This is a genomic window from Devosia sp. (genome assembly GCF_040509215.1).
Lineage (GTDB): Bacteria > Pseudomonadota > Alphaproteobacteria > Rhizobiales > Devosiaceae > Devosia.
The window spans coordinates 33732-51881 of the sequence record NZ_JBEVLL010000339.1; the positions used below are offsets into that span (position 1 = coordinate 33732).

Here is an 18150-nt window from a genome sequence, read left to right on the forward strand (position 1 = left end):
TTCTGGGCAAGACCGGGGGCGACACCGCCGCCCCCGAGATGTTTTGGCGATTAACGCAGGAGCTGCAGAACAGCCTGGTCCTGCTGCGAAGCCATCGACAGAGCCGAAGACGACAGCTGCTGACGGGTCTGGAGAGCCAGGAGGTTGGCCGCTTCAGCATTGGTGTCAGCCAAGGTCAGGTTCGCCGCGCCGGTTTCCAGCGTGTTGATCATGTTCTTGGTGAAGTTCTGGCGGTTTTCGACCGACGACAGGTTCGAACCGAAGGCCGAAGCCTGCGAACGAAGTTCCGTCAGAGCCGAAGACAGCTTGCCGAGGAAAGCGTCGATGCCTTCATCGGTGTCGAGATCTTCAGCCACCAGGCTTTCGATGCCGAGGTTGGAAGCGTTGATGCCACGAACGTTGCCGTTCTTGTCCTTGGCCTGGATATCGATCGAGGACGTGCCGGACTCGTTGAAGGTGATCTTCAGCTTGTCGCCACGCAGCAGATTGATGCCGTTGAAGGAAGAGTCGTCAGCAAGCTTGTCGAGCTGGTCACGCAGTTCGTTGAACTGCTTGTGCAGGTTGTCACGGACCGAGTTGCCTTCGACCTTCAGCGAGTTGATCGCGTCATTGCCCTTAAGGTCGATGCCGATATCCAGTTCCTGGGTCGACATGTTCTCGATACGCAGCTTGCCGTTGTCGTTCGAAGCACGAATCTTCGTACCGTGATCGCGGTTGATCAACTCAACGAACTTGTCGACGGTCTTGGTGGCGTTCAGCTGGCTCTTCTCAGCAACACCGGTGTTCACACCGTTGGTACCGAACAGGGCCACAGCATCGTCACCCGAGACAGCCAGGGTCTTGGCTTCAGCGGTCTTGGCAACGAGCTGGAACTTGCCAGCGTCGTCGAACTTGGCTTCGACGCCGGTGATGCCTGCGCCGTCGAGCTTGGCGTTCACGGCCGCAATGGTCGCATCCTGCCAGTTCTTGATATCGAGGACGTTGGCACCAGCCTTCAGGCCACCGATGGTGACATCGGCAGTTTTACCGTCATAGGAGACGGTGAAGTTGTGCGTAGCGGCAGCGACTTCTTCAGTATAGGCGCCAGCAACCACGGCAGTGGTCGTAACACCGGTCACGCCGACAACGGCAGGAGCCGTACCGCCATGGGCCTTGTTGGTCAGGGTGATGGCACCCGTGGCGGCGTCGGAAGTGACGCTGTAGCCATTGGCTTTGCCGTCGGTTTCGAGCGCGGTGACGAAGTCAGCGAACGAAGCACCGGTGTTGATGGTGTTGCCGCCAACAGTGATCGACGTCGGAACGCCGGAGTAGTTAAAGGCAGCAGAGCCCTTTACAGCAACCGTGGCTGCACCGGAGACATCAACAGTGGGAGCTGCAGCAGCCGGATCAGCGGCTTCTACGATGACCTTGCCAGCGTTGGTGCCGGTACCGGCAGAAACGTTGTACTTGCCGGCTTCAGGGCTTGCATCGAGCGTAGCCTGGATCTTGGCAGCAAAGGCAGTGTCGCTGGCAACGTCGGCGGTAACCAGGTTCACGGTCACACCACCAACAACGATATCGTCGCCGTTTGCGAAACCGGTGCGGGTGATCAGCGTACGAGCGCCAGCACCATCAGCACTGTCAGAGGCCGAAACCGGACCGACATAGGTCGCACCGGAGGTTTCCAGCTGCGACTTGACGCCGGGAACAGTAGCCGAAGCGAGCGAAACCTTGCTGGCGACATCGCCGAACTGACCACCAACCAGCGAGATGACCGAAGCGTCTTCAACTTCGAAGGTCTTGGTCTGGAAGGATTTGTCCTGACGAGCCTGACGCAGGGTCGACTGCATGGACTCGACGTTCTTGGTCAGGGCGGTGATGCCGTTATCGGCAGCCTGGAGAACCTGGATACCCGAAGCCATCGAGTCGAGCAGGTTGCTCATGTCGGCGGCGCGGCTGTTGAGAGCCGAGGCAGTGAAGAAGCTCGACGGATTGTCGAGAGCCGAGTTCACCTTGTTGCCGGTAGCAAGACGGTTCTGCGTCTTGTCCATCATCGAGGCGGTATTCTGGAGGCTCAGAAGGTTCGCGCGAACGGCCTTCGAGAGAGAAACATCGGAACCCATGTGTGGTGCTTTCCTTCTGGAAAAATGAGCCGCTTCATGCGGCCCTTCACAAATCAGAGGATTGTACGCATCACATTAAAAGCGCGTTAATGATGTAAATAGACCTACAATTAATCAAGGAAATTTTGCACGCATAAACCAAGACGGCCACGCGCTGCCGGATCGGCAGTCGCGCGGCGCTGGAGGCGCGGCGATGAAGAAGGGCTCAGGAGCCGCGATAACGCAGGGCGAACTGGGTACGGTTGGCGGCCTCGAATTTGCGCAGGAGGCTTTTGACATGCACCTTGACGGTACCGACCTGCAGCTCGAGCTGCTCAGCGATTTCCTTGTCGGAAAGGCCGCGCGCCACAAGCGCCGCCACATCCTGCTCGCGCGGCGTCAGCGGGCTCGCCTGCTGCCGGAGCATCAGGTCGGCGGGCACGAATCGTTCGCCCGCCAGCACCAGGTTAAGGGCGTTGATCAGGGATTCCCCGGGCATGGATTTGGGCAACCAGCCAACGACACCGCGCTGCAGCGCCTCCCCGGCCACCTGCGGGTCGTCGAGGCCCGAAAGAAAGGCAATGCGCAGGCCCGGCCGCCTTGCTGCCGCCATTTCCACCGCCTCAATGCCACTTGGGCCGGGCATGGAATAGTCCAGCAGCAACAGGTCGACAGGTGCATCCGTGGATAAGAAATCCAGCACACTTGCAAGCGATGAAAAGACCTGCGCATCGATATCGGCGCCACTGGATTCCAGCAAGAATTTAACGGCATCCGCGAAAAGCAGATGATCGTCGACTATCAAAAGCTTTCTAGACAAATTCTAACCAGTTCAGCAGTTTAGTGGATTTTATGCGAATTTTACGGACCACGATCACGGTACTTCTTCTTGCCGCGATTTGGCTCGTATCGTTCCGCATCGCCGATCTATTTACGGTTTCGGGAACATATTCAAGTGTGTGGTTCCTGCCCTCCGGCGTCACCATGGCCATCGTCATGGCAGCCCCTCGATGGCTGAAACTGGTGCCGCTCCTGGCCCATCTTTCGCTGGCTTCCCCGCCCATGCGGCAGATTTTCGACATTCACATCACCAGCGACTTCGATCTCATTCTCCACAGCATCAGAATCTATCTGATCTATGGCGGCACCGGATTTTTCCTCACCCATGTGATGCGGATCTCGATCCCCTTCCGCACCTGGGGCGAGGTCCAGTGGTTCATCGGCGCGGCGCTTGTCGCCGCCTCGATCGCCTCCGCGGCCGGCATTGGGCAAAGCGTGCTGCTCGGTCAGGTCGATCCCTCCGGCGTCCTGCCTCTCGCCGAACCCTGGTTCCTGGGCGATGCGCTGGGCGCGGTCATGGTCCCGCCCATGATGATTCCCGCCATCATGGTGGGCCTGCGCCTGCCGGTTGGCGCCTGGCGCTGGCCAAGCGCGCGCGCCTTCGTCGTTCAGGCGGCAACGCTCTCCCTCGCATCGCTCATTGGCGCGCTGGGCCCATCACTCGATATCAACCTCTGGTATCTCGTGCTGCCGTCCGTGCTCGTCTTCGCCCTTCGCGGCGGCTTCGAGCATGCCGCGGCGGCAGCGCTGCTCACCTGCGTCCTCACCCCGTCCGTCGCCATGATCTTTACCGGTGCCGTGGAAGTAGCCGGCCTCCCCGCCCTTCTGCTGACCACCGCCATCGCTGCCCTTCTCGTCGGCGCGGCAACCACCGAACGCCAACAGACCACCGAACGGCTCGAAACCCTCGTCGCCCAGCGCACCGAGGAGCTGGAAAAGGCCTATGAACTGCAGCGCCATCTCGTGCGCTCGCTTGGCCACGACCTGCGCCAGCCGGTCGAAGCCATCAACCTCACCGTCGCCGCCATCGACGACCAGAGCGCCATTGAGATTCGAAACACCGCCCTGACCCGCGTTCGCCAGCTCGGCGGGGTGACCTCGGAGCTGCTCACCCGCATCCTGTCCTATGCCCGCCTCGACACAGGCGAGGTCCGCGCCGAACTGGCCCCCCTGCCGCTGGTGCAGTTGATGGACCGATTGCGCGCCACCTATATCCCCCAGGCCCAGCGCCGCTCCCAACGCCTCGTCTGGCCAGATACCGATCTCACCGTGATTTCCGACCGCGATCTGCTGTTCCAGATCCTGTCCAACTATCTAGACAACGCCATCCGCCTCACGCCCGAAGGCGGCACGGTCGAAGTTCGGGTCGAGCCGCGGGAAACCGGCATCGGCATACTCGTCATCGATGGTTTCGTGCCCTCGGCACCGCATCGGTCAAGCCGGGGCAGCCTGGGCCTGCGTATCGTCTCGCAGGCGGCCAGCCTTCTCGGCGCTGAGATGATCGACGAAAAGAACCGCAAGGGCATCGTCCTACCTCAAAAGGGATAGCAGCGCCTTCCTTAATACCCACCGGCCGCTGCCCCATCACCGATACAGTCAAATGGCTCAAGTCCACGATTCGGAACGCCAATGAACCGCCTGCCGGCCGCCACTCTCCTCGGACAAAACGTCCGGCGGCTCTGCGAAATGCAGGGTATCAGCCTCGATACGCTTGCCGAAAAGCTGGGCTGGCCCAGCGAAGCGGTTGCAGACCTGATCGACTCTTCGCTCGAAATTACGCTGGATCAGCTCGATGAGCTGAGCGCGGCACTTGAGGTCACCCCGCATGATCTCTTCGCCGAAGTAACCATTGTAGAAAATCAAGCACAGCTACTACGTTACGCCTGATTGCACCGCCGGCTTGCTTTGTGTAGCGTTCTCTTGGGGAGCGCTGAAACTTATATGGATAGTCGGGAACTGGTAGCCTGGAACATGCGACGCCTTCGCGTCGAGCGAAAGCTGTCCCAGGAAAAACTCGCCGAACTTGCAGCGGTGGATCGCACCTATGTCAGCCGGCTCGAGCGCGGAATGGAAAATCCCTCGATCGGCATTCTCGACAAGGTGGCCACGGCCCTCTCTGTCTCCATTGCCGAACTTTTCGTGCCTCCGGCACTCGACGAAGCACGTCCCAAGCCTCTCAAGGCCGGCCGCCGTCCTTCGACGCGGTCTGACGCCAGCTAGTCCAGAAACACCGTCACCGTATCGCCCCGCCCCTCGGCATCGACCACCGACAGCGTCACATAGCCCGGCCCATCCGGCGTCCAGCTATCCTGCCGGGCAAATTGCGACCGCCCGAACGGCGCGCCATTGGCAAAGAACGTAAAGGGCGGCACGCCGTTTCGCACCTTGACGACAAGCGGCGACAGCGACCCGCGCCCAAGCCCGAGATCCACGTCCACCCCATCAGCGGGAAAGGCTATCTCCGGCGAAGAAACCCGCGCGACAAGATCCTCATCCGGATGCCTGAACCGCCGCAAGGGCGAGGGCAGTTCTGTATTGGACGCAAACAGCGCTCCCGATGGCGCTTTGGGCAAAGCCGCCTTGCGACTTCCCAATCGATCGAAAGCTTCGAAGAGGATCGGCGCCGCCCCGGTGATCCCGGACAGACCCGGCACCGGCGCCCCATCGGGCCGCCCCACCCAGACACCCACAACTGTCTTGCCATCGAACCCAATCGCCCAGGCATCGCGATAGCCATAGGACGTGCCGGTCTTGTAGGCGACACGCCCCGGCGAACCATTCAACGGCGGCGGCACATCGGCCAGGATATCGGCCACATACCAGGCCGAAACGGGATCGAGCACCGGGGCCGAAATCTGCGGCACCGGCCGCTCGCCGAGCCCGTCATAAAGCGATACCGGCACGCCACCGTGCCCCAGCGCGGCATAGACGGAAACGAGATCGCGCAGGGTGATCCCCACACCACCCAGCCCCACCGCAAGGCTCGGCGCAGTATCCACCGGCAACAGCGGATTGGCATGCGCCCGCTTCAACCGTGACACCAGCCGCGCCGGCCCCACCGCATCGAGCACCACCACCGCCGGAATATTCAGCGATTCCGTCAGCGCATCATGGATGGTGACCGTACCGCGATTGAACCCGTCGAAATTGACCGGCACATAGCCGCCAAAAGCTGTCGGCCGGTCTTCTATGAGACTTTGCGGATGCGCCAGGCCCAGTTCGAACGCGAGCCCGTAGATCAGCGGTTTCAGCGTCGAACCCGGCGAGCGCACGGCCTTGGTCATGTCGACAAAGCCGGCGCTCTCGGTCGCCAACAGTCCCGCCGATCCCACCGAGGCCAGAATTTCGCCCGTATCGATGTCCGCCGCGAGGATCGCCACCGACACGCGCGGATCGATCGACCGCGCCCGCGCTGCCGCCAGCCGCTCGAGCGCATCCTGCAATCTCTTGTCGAGCGTCAGTTCAACCGTTCGCGCCGCTGGCTGTGCCTTCACCGCCTGCTGCGCCATATGCGCCGCCAGCATGGGGAACGGCTTTCGCGCCGTCGGGATCGGCTCAAGCTTTGCCGCCCGCGCCTCTTCCTCGGCAATCGTTCCGATCGACACCAGCCGATCGAGCACCATGTTCCGGCTCGCCAAAGCCGCCGCCTGATCCCGATCCGGCCGTCGCGCCTCCGGCGATTGCGGCAGCGCCACCAGCAGAGCCGCCTCCGCCGTCGTCAACCGCGTCGGCTCCTTGCCGAAATAAGCGAGCGTCGCCGCTCGAATCCCTTCAATGTTCCCGCCATAGGGCGCCAGCGTCAGGTAGAGATCGAGAATCTCATCTTTACCCAGAGCGTCTTCAAGCTGTTGCGCATGGATCATCTGCCTGAGCTTGCCGAAGGCATTGCGCGTCGGCTGCCCTTCGATGAGCCGCGCCACCTGCATGGTCAGCGTCGAGCCGCCCGAAACCACCCTGCCCCCAGCCAGCACAAACTGCCCCGCAGCCCGCAGCATGGAATTCCACGCAATGCCCTCGTGGCTCGCAAACCCACGATCCTCATAGGCAATCAGCATGTCGATGAAGCGCTTGTCGACCCCAGCCCGCGTCACCGGCAGGCGCCAATGCCCACCCGCCGTCGTGAACGGCCGCAGCAGCAGCCCATCCCGGTCGGTCACCTCAGCCGAAACCGGCAGCGTCTCGAGATCAGGCACCGCCGGTAACGACGCCGAAATCGTCGTCGTCCACGACACGAGCTGGATCACCCCAGCCAGCACCAAGACAAAAACCGAAAAGCCAAAAAGCGTCAGCCGCGCCACCCATGGGCGCTGCTGCTCGTCCTTCGTATCTCTACCCTCTTCCGTCATTGGCCCTGGGCGGTGATCTCGATCGAGCTCGCCGCCGTATTGCCGCGGAATTCAGGACGATACATGTCTTCCACCGTCGCGCCCGGCAGCACGAACGTGCCCGGCGTCACCGCGCGAACCATATAGGCCGTGGTGAACGTGCCGGGGTCAGAGCCATAGCGGAAGGCGGCGACATATTGGTCGGTCCGCGATTCCACATGCGCCGGGATGTTGAGCGACAGCCAGTTGAAATCCGACACGCCCTCGCCATCCGACAGGTTCGGGTTTTCGATTTCAAAGCCCGCCGGCAGCGGATCGGCGACGGCATACTGCCCCGACCCCAGCTCATGCGGCCGCACGCGCAGCACCACGATCAAGCGGTCGTTCTGGCTGAGCGTGCCCTCGGTCGGATCGACTTCTGTGCCATCAGGCAGATAATAGGCCCGCGAAATGGCAAAGCCATCATCCGAAGCATCCGGCGGTACCGCCGGATAACCCGTCACCGTCACCTTGGCTTCTGTGTCAGCCGAACCGCCATTGGCAATCTCGACCGTCTCGAAACCGGCCTGCTCGACGCGGCGATAGACCTGCCCCGTCAACGCCTCGCCGTTGATGGTGATCGACCCGTCAGTGCTGCTCGCCCCGAGAGCCGAGGCGGCCAGCAGCGTCCAGGTGTCTTCCTGCGTCGAGGTATAGCGGGTCCGATCGCGCAACTTTGCCAACTGGTTGGCGAGCGAGGTCAGGTCGACACCCGCCGGCTTGAACTCAGCCGCCAGTGCCAAGACACCCGCCATATCCCGCAACCGGCTACCGTAATCGCTGCGATAGCGATTGCTGTCCCGCGCCCTGCCCACGCTCTCGACCGCAGCCTCGAACGCCTCATTGGCGCGCGTCGTATCGCCATAAAGCGCCAGTGCGGCACCAAGCTGCGCCTGTGCCAGCGGCGAACCGAAGGCATCAAGACGGGCTTCGAAATAGTAGCGGAGATCGCCCATCGCCACCCGGCCGGCACGGGCCAGGTCGTAAAGCGCATAGGCAATGTCTTCGCCGCCATTCTCGAAGTCGCTGGCATAGGAGAGCTGGTTGGAAAGGTTATCGAGCGCCATGCTCAGCGCCTGTTCGGGCACGGCATAACCGGCCGCCTTGGCGCGCAGCAGGAAGTCGGTCACGAACCCATCGAGCCAGAAATCCCCACCATCGAAAGGTCCCCAAAGGCCAAAGCCGCCGGCCGACGTCTGCTTGGCCAGGATGCTGGCAATAGCGTCGATAACGGTCTGGTTGAGCTTGTCATCCCCAGCCACCCCGATCATCTGCGCCACCTCGTTGAGATAGAGCAGCGGCAGGGCGCGGCTGGAGGTCTGTTCGGCACAGCCATAGGGATAGCGGTCGAGCGACAGCAACAGTCCCGGCACATCGAGCCGCGCAATCGGCCCGATCGCGAGGGTCATCGACCCGGTATCGGCCAAGAGCCCATCGAAATAGCTCGCGTCGATAGAAACGCTGCCATCTGCCTTGATCGCCACCAACCGGCTTGTCGTCACCGGCGCACTGGTCGGCCGCACACCAAGCAGCAATTCCTTGGTCTGCGTCGTTCCATCCGGCCCCGTGACGGTCAGTTGCACCGGCCAATCGCCGATCTGCATGCCGTTGAGCTTGAGATCAAGCGCAGTCCGCTCGCCCTCACCCAGTTCCACGTCGGTCGTCTCCGCCGAGGTCGAAATTCCCTCGCCCGTGGACAGCGCCACCTCATAGGAACCAGCGGCCGCGCCGACATTGTTGACCTCGACCAGCAGCCGCGCTTCGTCGCCGACACGCAGGAAGCGCGGCGGGCTCAGCGTCACAACCACCGGATCGCGCACAATCACATCGGCCGAAGCATGCCCCACAGCCGAAGCGGTCCAGGCCATGGCCATGACGCGCACCGTGCCGGTGAAATCAGGCATGTCGAACGTGACGGTAGCCTTCCCATCCTCGTCGACTTCCACAATGCCCGTATGCAGCGCCACCAGCACCGAAATCGGCGGCGGTGTGCCGAGGCGCGAACCGCCACCATCGCCACCCGAGCGCATCGCACCCGGCAAGCCCTGCGTCGGATCGATCAGCGAACCATAGAGGTCGCGGATTTCCATGCCGAGCTGGCGCTGGCCAAAGTAATAGTCATCCGGCGCCGGCACCTTGAAATTGGTAACATTGAGAATGCCGAGATCGACAGCGGCCACGGCCACATAGGCCTTCTCGCCCGCAGCCACATTGGCCAGATCAACGCTCACCTCAAAGCTCTGCCGCGGCAGCGTCACATCCGGCGCACCGAGCTTCACATCGAGCTTGCGATCGCCCGGCTCGACGTCGGCAAAAGCCAGACCCAGCGCACGCGATGGCATACGCTTTTCCGCCGTGTCGGACGGACGATAGAGCACCGCCGTCACGTAGGCGCCCGGCCCCCATTCCTCGGTCACCTCAAGCGGCACGGTCGTGCCGCCTTCGGGCACTTCCACCGCTTCCATGGCGATAACGCGATTGTCGATCACCATGACCAGCGCCGTACCGGCAAATTGCGGATCGAGCTTCAGGTTCGCCGTCTCGCCAACCTTATAAGCAGGCTTGTCGAGCGCCACCTGCAGCGTGTCCGGCGTGTCCGAACCCGCATCGGCATAATAGTAGCCGGCGTAGAATTCATAGCTCGACGAGGTGCCCTGCCCCTCGACTTCGAGACGATAGAGCCCCCAATTCACATTAGCGCCCACGGTCACCGAACCGCCATCCGGCGTATCAGCCTCGCCATTGGCAATCTCGCGCGTGGTGGTGATCCCCTCCCACTGCCAGGTGCTGCCATTGCGATACCACTGGTAATTGGTCTCGACCCGCGACAGCGTCCAGCCAAGCCCAGTCGCCGCAACCTTCTCGCCCTCAGGCGACACGACGATCAGTTCAAACTGCGCTTCGCTGCCCTCTTCGAGCCCCGTCGCATCGGCAAAGACCGGCTTGATGCCGATCCGGTCGCCATCCGCCAGCACCGGCCGCGTGATGCTCCGCTCGACCGTACGCCCACTGGTATCGACCAGCCGCAACAGCACCTGCGCTTCTAGCGGCCGCGTCGTCGCCTGCCCCTCGGGCAAGCTCACCTCGGCCACTGCATTGCCCTCGTCATCGGTCACCCCGACGACACCGAGCGGCTCACGCGTGGTTTCGATGGTGTCGTCGAGACGCCCAAAGGTGAAACCAGGGAACTCCGGCAGCGTCGTGCGCGGCCGCACAATGGCGTCGGCCTCCACCGACAGCCCCGGCGCCGTCGCGCCGTAGAGATACTTGGCCGCAATATCGATCAGGTTGACGTCAGTGGCGCTAAACGCCCCTTCGCCCTGCGGCTTGATTTCAAAAGCCAGACGCTCCGGCTCGAAATCTTCCACGAGGAAAGTCGTGCTCGACAGCGCATCGGCATTGGGATCGGAATAGAGCCGCAGCGTCCAGGAGCCACGCATGGCTTCGCTGGCCATAGGCAACGCTGCATAGTAGCCGCCTGCCCCCTCGTCATCCATCACCTGGCTCGACGCCACGACGCCATCCGGCCGCTCGACTTCGAGCGTCAAAGGCAGGTTCTCCACCGCCTCGGCTTTTGCATCGCGCAGAAGGGCGGTCAGATGCACCACTTCGCCCGGCCGATAGACGCCACGCTCCGTGGTCATGAAGAGATCAAGCGGCCCCGGCGACGGACGCCCTTCCACGCCGCGGTCGGTCAGATCAAACGCGGGCTTGGAAAGATCGAGGAAGGCATAATCCCCCTCCGTCTCCGCCACCAGCAATTGCGGCGCCCTTCCGCCCGTGCCGCGCGCCAGACCCGGCGCAAACACCGCGCGACCATCCGCATCTGTCGTCGCTTCGCCCAGTATTTCATTGTTGACCGCCACGAGCCTCACATCGACGCCCGCCACCGGCTGCGCCGTCGCGAGGCTGCGCACAAAGGCATGCACGCCATCGTCGCCGGCAATCGTCGTCACGCCCAGATCGGTGACGATGAACCACTGCGTCGCAAGATCGGACCAATAATCGTCTTCCGGCTCGCCCTTGATCCGCGCCGTGATCACATAGGCCCCAGCCTCCAGCGTCCCCAGCGCCTCGGCCACCGGAATGGCCGTCGTCGTCAGCGCATTGTTGTCGCCCTGAGCGAGATCAACCTCGCCGGTCCACACTTGTTCGCCCACGCGATCGGCAATGTCCTCGGCATTGTATTGGCTGAGGCTTCCCTGGAACACGCCATCGCGCACCGCCGTCGCAATCCCGCGATCGCCAATGCGATAGATCATCACCTCCGCCGTCTCGGCATTGACCGAGGTAATCGGCAGCCCGCCGCCGAGCCCTGCCGGCATCACATAGGCATTATTGGCAAAGCCCACGAAGGGCGCGCGATCGGGCACATAGACGCTCAGATCAACATCCTTGCGCAGCTCTTCGCCATTGGCTGAAGCCAGCCCGGCCCGCAGCTTGATCGTGTAGCGATTGCCATACTGCACGCCTTCGACGCAGATCTGCTCGCTTTCGGTCTCGACCGAAACCTGCGGCGCATTGGCGACAGACACATAGGCGGAAAGATCGGTGCTGCCGAGCGGCTCGGAAAACACCACGCAGATGCGCGGCGACGCGGCTTCCGCATCCACCACATGATCGGTCACCCGGAACCCGTGCTGCGCCACGACGCTATCGAGATGCGCCTCGACATCTGCATCCGGCACCAGCGCCAAAGCCGCACGATAGGTCGCGATCACCTCGCGCCACATCTCGCGATATTCCATGGCATTGGCGAGTGCACGCAGGCTCGCGGCCCGCTCGTCTTCGCTCGTCGAACGCAAAAAGGCATTCATCGCCGCATTGGAGCCGACATAGGAGAGGTCATAGCTATTGTCCCCCTCGCTCTGCCCGGCCACGACATCGGCCCGCCGCAAGGCGGCCTCGGCCAGCGCCTGCCACACCGCGCGGTCATTGGCATTGATGGCCAGCGCCTGACGGTAAGCCACCATCGAAGCCTGATAATTTTCGTTGGCCACCTCTTCGTCGCCCGAAGCCACAAGATCGGCATAGATCGACTTCGGCGCCGGCGCGTCGGTCTGCGGCAGGTCGCGCGCAAAACCCTTGGCGGAATCGACCAGCGATTGCGCCGGGAACGGCAGTTCTGCCTGCCGCACCGCCTCGGTCACCGCCGGGGTGGGCGAGCGGCTGACACGGCCCGAAGTGGCGCCCGAAAACTCGGCGCGATCGCCGATATCACCCTTGAGGAAGCACCATTCGCTGCGCGAATTATAGGTGAACGCGCGACAGATACTGTCCTCGCTACACGCCGCTTGGCAGCTATCGAGGTCGGTATTCTTGACGATGGAATAGTCGAACCCGGGCAGGTCGGTGTTTTCGAAGAGCGTTATCTTCGTCTCGGCCGCAACCGGCATGAGCCCAACCAGGGCCAAAACCAAAGCGCCAAAGACGGAACGAATTGCGCGGCGTCCACCCAGCATCCTGCCCTCCCAAAAACGGCCCCGCATAAGGAAGCCAACCCCAGTGAGAATGCAAGTGGTGCAGAAATTATGACAGCGCCGGATTTTGTTTGTGAGGTCAAGGAAATGCACCGGTTTCCGCGCGCCAAACCCGCCATCCCGAGCGTTGCTATTTTTGAACCTGCCCTTGCTGATTCAAAAGTACCGCTTCTTGTGCGAAATGGGGTAACAAGTCGCGAGGCCGCGGTTTACGCAATGCGAACCCAATGGCTCTAGGCTGACCGGCGACACACAATAGTGGCGCTGCGTCTCAGCGCCCCACACATCATGATGTTGAGATTGCGATGACCCTCTACTCCGATTACCTGGCCGAAATCGATAGCAGAAAAGAGCAGGGTCTTGCGCCCAAGCCGATCGATGCTGGCGGCCTTACCGGCGAGATCATCGCAATCATCCGCGATGCCGCCAATCCGCAACGCGCCGATGCCCTCAAATTCTTCATCTACAACACCCTGCCGGGCACGACGAGCGCCGCGACGGTCAAGGCCGCCTTCCTCAAGGAAATCATCCTCGGCGAAGTGCTTGTCCCCGAAATCACCCCCCTCTTTGCCCTCGAACTGCTCTCGCACATGAAGGGCGGCCCCTCGGTCGAAGTGCTGCTCGACGTGGCCCTCGGCAATGACCCCGCCATCGCCAAGGCAGCCGGCGATGTGCTGAAAACCCAGGTCTTCCTCTACGACGCCGACATGTTCCGCCTGCGCGATGCCTACAAGGCCGGCAATGCCGTCGCCAGGGACGTGCTCGAGAGCTACTCCAAGGCCGAGTTCTTCACCAAGCTTCCCGACGTCGCCGACGAGATCAAGGTCGTCACCTTCATCGCCGCCGAAGGCGATATCTCGACCGACCTTCTCTCCCCCGGCAACCAGGCCCACTCGCGCGCCGACCGTGAACTGCACGGCCAGTGCATGATCACCCCTGCCGCGCAGGCGGAAATCGTCGCGCTGCAGAAGCAGCACCCCGACAAGCACGTCATGATGATCGCCGAAAAGGGCACGATGGGCGTCGGCTCCTCGCGCATGTCCGGCGTCAACAACGTCGCCCTCTGGACCGGCAAGCCGGCCAGCCCCTATGTGCCCTTCGTCAACTATGCCCCCATCGTTGCCGGCACCAATGGCATTTCCCCGATTTTCGCCACCACCGTCGACGTGACCGGCGGCATCGGCCTCAATCTCAAGAACTGGGTCAAGAAGCTCGGCGAGGACGGCAAGCCGATCCTCAACAACGAGGGCAACCCGATCCTCGAGCAGAAGTACTCGGTCGAAACCGGCACGGTGCTCACCATCGATGCCAAGACCAAGAAGCTGCGCGACGAAGCCGGCAATGAGCTGGTCGATATCGCCTCTGCCTTCACCCCGCAGAAGACCGAATTCATGAAGGCCGGCTCGTCCTACGCCATCGTCTTCGGCAAGAAGCTGCAGACCTTTGCGGCCCAGACCCTCGGCGTCACCGCCCCGCAGGTCTTTGCCCCGAACAAGGAAATCACCGTTGAAGGCCAGGGCCTGACCGCGGTCGAAAAGATCTTCAACCGCAACGCCGTCGGCGTCACCCCCGGCAAGGTCCTCCATGCCGGTTCGGACGTGCGCGTCACGGTCAATATTGTCGGTTCGCAGGACACCACGGGCCTGATGACCGCCCAGGAACTCGAGGCCATGGCCGCCACGGTCATTTCCCCGCTGGTCGATGGCGCCTATCAGTCCGGCTGCCACACGGCGTCCGTCTGGGACAAGAAGGCCCAGGCCAATATTCCAAAGCTCATGGCCTTCATGAACAACTTTGGCGTCATCACCGCTCGTGACCCGGTCGGCCACTATCACGCCATGACCGACGTGATCCACAAGGTCCTCAACGACATCACCGTGGACGATTGGGACATCATCATAGGTGGTGACTCGCACACCCGCATGTCCAAGGGCGTGGCCTTCGGTGCTGACTCGGGCACCGTGGCGCTGGCCCTTGCCACCGGCGAAGCCACCATGCCGATCCCGCAGTCGGTCAAGGTCACCTTCAAGGGCAAGATGCAGCCCCATATGGACTTCCGCGACGTCGTCCACGCCACCCAGGCGCAGATGCTGCAGCAGCATGGCGACAACGTCTTCCAGGGCCGCATCATCGAAGTCCACATCGGCACCCTGCTCGCCGACCAGGCTTTTACCTTCACCGACTGGACGGCCGAGATGAAGGCCAAGGCGTCGATCTGTATCTCTGAAGACGAGACGCTGATCGAGTCCCTCGAAATCGCCAAGTCGCGCATGCAGATCATGATCGACAAGGGCATGGACAATGCTGCCCAGACCATCAAGGGCCTGATCGCCAAGGCCGATCGCCGCATCGCCGAAATCCGCTCGGGCGAAAAGCCGGCCCTCTCGCCCGACGCCAATGCAAAGTACTTTGCTGAAGTCGTGGTCGACCTCGACCTCATCGACGAACCGATGATCGCCGACCCCGACGTCAACAATTCCGACGTCTCGCGCCGCTACACCCACGACACCATCCGCCCGGTTTCCTACTATGGCGGCACCAAGAAGGTGGACCTGGGCTTTGTCGGCTCGTGCATGGTTCACAAGGGCGACATGAAGATCGTCGCCCAGATGCTGAAGAACCTCGAAAAGGAAACCGGCAAGGTCGAATTCAAGGCGCCGCTCGTCGTCGCCGCCCCGACCTACAACATCATCGATGAGCTCAAGGCAGAAGGCGACTGGGAAATCCTCCAGCGCTATTCCGGCTTCGAGTTCGATGACCTCAAGCCCAAGACCGCCAACCGCACGGAATACGAGAACATTCTCTATCTCGAACGTCCGGGCTGTAATCTGTGCATGGGCAACCAGGAAAAGGCCGAAAAGGGCGACACGGTTCTCGCCACCTCGACCCGCCTCTTCCAGGGCCGCGTCGTTGAAGACACCGCCGAAAAGAAGGGCGAATCCCTCCTCGCCTCGACGCCTGTGGTTGTCCTCTCCGCCATCCTCGGCCGCACCCCCAGCGCCGACGAATACAAGGCCGCCGTGGTCGGCATCGATTTGACGAAGTTCGCCCCGCCGACCTCGTCCAACCCCATGGATTCGAAGTCGGTGCACTTCTAAGGGCGTCAGAGCCCTAGTCGGGTGAAATTGCGACAAATGACGAAAGGCCCTGCTCAATAAGCAGGGCCTTTTGCGTTTAGGAGATTCTGGCGTAGGTCAGCCTCCCGCCGCGTTTTTTTTGAGCGCTTCACATTAATCGCGCCCGAGACGTCAGCTTTCGACCCCATTTCGGTCGCAACGCTGGTAATTGTCGGCCATCAAAAGCGGACATTAGCCCAGCATTTCGCTCATCGTCTTGATGATCTCTGCACTTCGGTAAGGCTTGGAATAAAAAACCGAGCCATCGGGAATGTCCGTGATCACAACGCTGCGGTGCCCGGATACAACGATGATACGGATCGGTGGCCATCGGGCGAATACGGCCGCGGCGAGCATGAGCCCATCCATCGTTCCCGGCATGTCGACGTCGGTAATCACGATCCGAATATCGGTACGGCTCTCGAGAATCTGGACTGCCGCCGCCGCATTGGCAGCCTCGATCACGACAAATCCCTCGGACTCCAGATCATCTGCTAGCGCCATGCTGACGAGGGGCTCGTCCTCGACCACGAGGATAACAAAAGGAGGTGTCATGAGCTTTCCATTGGCATGAGGGGGCCAGCGGACGCAAACTGACATTCTGGTCAACGGCGCTGTTCACATTACGATGCATGGCATGAGTATCACGATGAAGTTCATGACATGTCGGGGGCAACTCATTACGATAGCATCGATATCATCTGCAAAGCTCCACCATGACCCATGACTTTCAGAACGACATCGACGCCGTGCAAAGAATTGCGGCGGTGCCAACGATTCTGGACGTCGTCTGCCGGGCGACAGGCATGGGTTTTGCCGCCGTCGCCCGCGTGACTGAAGAGCGTTGGGTTGCCTGCCAGGTTCTCGACAACATCCATTTCGGGTTGCCACCCGGTGGCGAGCTGAAGGTCGAGACAACTCTCTGTCACGAAATTCGGCAACATCGGCATATTGTTGCGATCGACAATGTCGCAGAAGACGCGACCTATAAGAGTCACCACACGCCGCAATTGTATGGTCTGCAAAGCTATATTTCAGTGCCAATCGTTCTGCCAGATGGTCGGTTCTTTGGAACACTCTGCGCCATCGATCCCAATCCGCATCAGGTCAACAATCCCCAGATCATTGGCACCTTCACGCTTTTTGCCGAGCTGATCGCCTACCATCTGGACGCCGAGGATCGGATCAACATCGCGGAGACCAAGCTCGTTGACGGCGAGGCGATCTCCGACCTTCGTGAACAGTTCATCGCAGTGCTCGGCCATGATCTACGCAACCCGCTTGCGGGCCTGGAAGGTGGGCGACGGATGCTCTCCAAGATGCATGACGACCCGAAGTCCGCTCGAATTCTTCGCCTCATGGGCGAGAGCGTCATGCGGATGGGCGGGCTCATCGACAATTTGATGGACTTTGCCCGGGGACGTCTTGGCGGGGGAATTGGCCTGCAGCGCGCGGTCGATCAGCGGCTGGAGCCGCTGCTAGCCCAGATCGTCAACGAGATCAAAGCCGGCCACCCTGACCGTGTCATTGAAATGCACTTCGACCTGTCACACGGCGTGGAGGTGGATCAGGCACGCATTGGGCAAATGTTCTCAAATCTGCTCGGCAACGCAATTACCCACGGTTCTGAAGACCAGCCCATCCTTGTCGAGGCGGCGGTCGTCGATGGCAATTTGCAGTTGTCGGTCGCGAATGGGGGGCAGCCAATTCCCGATGCAGCAATTGCAAGGTTGTTTCAGCCCTTTCATCGTGGCGACGCGCAATCAAGCCTCCAGGGACTTGGTTTAGGTCTCTATATCGCCTCGGAAATTGCTGAAGCTCATGGCGGGACTATCAAGGTCTCGTCAGACGCCCGCGAAACCCGTTTCACGTTCACCATGCCGTTGTGACCAATCCTCACCCAGCTCCGGCTACGTTTCCCAGCGAAGGCTATGGCATCTGGGCAAAGGATGCCCTCAGCTTGGCACCTAAAAGGCGGCGCGCGAATGGCTAACAGACGCGAGAAAACTTAGGTCCGCTTTTGCATCCTTAGAGCCAATAGCGGCCGTTCCGTTTCCCACCCCATCCCTGCCTCCGGCGTCACCAGACGCAACGCTGCGCTAATCTATAGTATGATTTGAGAATGAGCACTCTGGCGGTTGAGGAAATGAAAGTTAGCTATCAAGAAATCGGTCGTTCGCTAGGCCGAAATTGGCGCAGTATCGTGTCGCTAATAATTGCTGTTGTTGCGTATCTTTCAATTTTTAAGAACCAGGAAATGAGTATCGCA

General features: G+C 61.4%; 10 protein-coding genes. 5 read left to right on the top strand and 5 right to left on the bottom strand.

Annotated features, from left to right (window positions below):
- Window positions 1-50: 50 nt before the first annotated feature.
- Both ABW043_RS19330 and ABW043_RS19335 read right to left on the bottom strand, forming a co-directional pair.
- Window positions 51-2102 carry a flagellin N-terminal helical domain-containing protein gene (locus ABW043_RS19330; protein WP_353922832.1) on the bottom strand — a complete coding sequence of 684 codons (2052 nt, stop codon included), beginning with the start codon at window positions 2100-2102 and terminating at the stop codon, window positions 51-53.
- 205 nt (window positions 2103-2307) lie between these two features.
- Window positions 2308-2901 (bottom strand): response regulator transcription factor, encoded by a 594-nt coding sequence (locus tag ABW043_RS19335; protein ID WP_353922833.1) that lies wholly within the window; start codon window positions 2899-2901, stop codon window positions 2308-2310.
- 32 nt (window positions 2902-2933) lie between these two features.
- Here ABW043_RS19335 and ABW043_RS19340 point away from each other — a divergent pair, with 32 nt between their 5' ends.
- The 3 genes from ABW043_RS19340 to ABW043_RS19350 all read left to right on the top strand — a co-directional run bounded on the left by ABW043_RS19340 (window position 2934) and on the right by ABW043_RS19350 (window position 5141).
- Window positions 2934-4469, top strand: coding sequence for a sensor histidine kinase (locus tag ABW043_RS19340; RefSeq protein ID WP_353922834.1), 1536 nt, complete (start codon window positions 2934-2936; stop codon window positions 4467-4469).
- Between the two features lie 81 nt (window positions 4470-4550).
- Window positions 4551-4808 carry a helix-turn-helix domain-containing protein gene (locus ABW043_RS19345; protein WP_353922835.1) on the top strand — a complete coding sequence of 86 codons (258 nt, stop codon included), beginning with the start codon at window positions 4551-4553 and terminating at the stop codon, window positions 4806-4808.
- A 54-nt stretch (window positions 4809-4862) separates the two neighbouring features.
- The gene (locus tag ABW043_RS19350) at window positions 4863-5141 is read left to right on the top strand and encodes a helix-turn-helix domain-containing protein (protein WP_353922836.1); all 279 of its coding nucleotides are present in this window, start codon (window positions 4863-4865) and stop codon (window positions 5139-5141) included.
- Here the strand turns inward: ABW043_RS19350 and pbpC are convergent.
- Together pbpC and ABW043_RS19360 are read right to left on the bottom strand one after the other, a co-directional pair.
- On the bottom strand, window positions 5138-7267 hold the full coding sequence (gene pbpC, locus ABW043_RS19355; RefSeq protein ID WP_353922837.1) for a penicillin-binding protein 1C: 2130 nt from the start codon (window positions 7265-7267) through the stop codon (window positions 5138-5140). The genes ABW043_RS19350 and pbpC overlap by 4 nt on opposite strands.
- Window positions 7264-12747: an alpha-2-macroglobulin family protein gene (locus ABW043_RS19360; RefSeq protein ID WP_353922838.1), complete on the bottom strand. Its 5484-nt coding sequence runs from the start codon at window positions 12745-12747 to the stop codon at window positions 7264-7266. The genes pbpC and ABW043_RS19360 overlap by 4 nt, the downstream gene beginning before the upstream one ends.
- Before the next feature lie 323 nt (window positions 12748-13070).
- Between ABW043_RS19360 and ABW043_RS19365 the strand changes: the two genes are divergently transcribed.
- Entirely contained in the window at window positions 13071-15863 is a 2793-nt protein-coding gene (locus ABW043_RS19365; protein ID WP_353922839.1) for a bifunctional aconitate hydratase 2/2-methylisocitrate dehydratase, read from the top strand.
- A gap of 210 nt (window positions 15864-16073) precedes the next feature.
- Here ABW043_RS19365 and ABW043_RS19370 read toward each other — a convergent pair whose 3' ends face one another.
- Window positions 16074-16436, bottom strand: a complete 363-nt coding sequence (locus ABW043_RS19370) for a response regulator (protein ID WP_353922840.1) — start codon at window positions 16434-16436, stop codon at window positions 16074-16076.
- Between the two features lie 161 nt (window positions 16437-16597).
- Between ABW043_RS19370 and ABW043_RS19375 the strand changes: the two genes are divergently transcribed.
- A complete protein-coding gene (locus tag ABW043_RS19375; protein WP_353922841.1) occupies window positions 16598-17770 on the top strand; it encodes a GAF domain-containing sensor histidine kinase in 1173 nt (390 codons plus the stop codon).
- Window positions 17771-18150 lie beyond the last annotated feature (380 nt).

Bases quoted from the DNA above. Each gene is read 5' to 3' on its own strand.
- ABW043_RS19330 (WP_353922832.1), bottom strand. From the start codon at position 2,102: ATGGGTTCCGATGTTTCTCTCTCGAAGGCCGTTCGCGCGAACCTTCTG.
- ABW043_RS19340 (WP_353922834.1), top strand. From the start codon at position 2,934: ATGCGAATTTTACGGACCACGATCACGGTACTTCTTCTTGCCGCGATT.
- ABW043_RS19345 (WP_353922835.1), top strand. From the start codon at position 4,551: ATGAACCGCCTGCCGGCCGCCACTCTCCTCGGACAAAACGTCCGGCGG.
- ABW043_RS19350 (WP_353922836.1), top strand. From the start codon at position 4,863: ATGGATAGTCGGGAACTGGTAGCCTGGAACATGCGACGCCTTCGCGTC.
- pbpC (WP_353922837.1), bottom strand. From the start codon at position 7,267: ATGACGGAAGAGGGTAGAGATACGAAGGACGAGCAGCAGCGCCCATGG.
- ABW043_RS19360 (WP_353922838.1), bottom strand. From the start codon at position 12,747: ATGCTGGGTGGACGCCGCGCAATTCGTTCCGTCTTTGGCGCTTTGGTT.
- ABW043_RS19365 (WP_353922839.1), top strand. From the start codon at position 13,071: ATGACCCTCTACTCCGATTACCTGGCCGAAATCGATAGCAGAAAAGAG.
- ABW043_RS19370 (WP_353922840.1), bottom strand. From the start codon at position 16,436: ATGACACCTCCTTTTGTTATCCTCGTGGTCGAGGACGAGCCCCTCGTC.
- ABW043_RS19375 (WP_353922841.1), top strand. From the start codon at position 16,598: ATGACCCATGACTTTCAGAACGACATCGACGCCGTGCAAAGAATTGCG.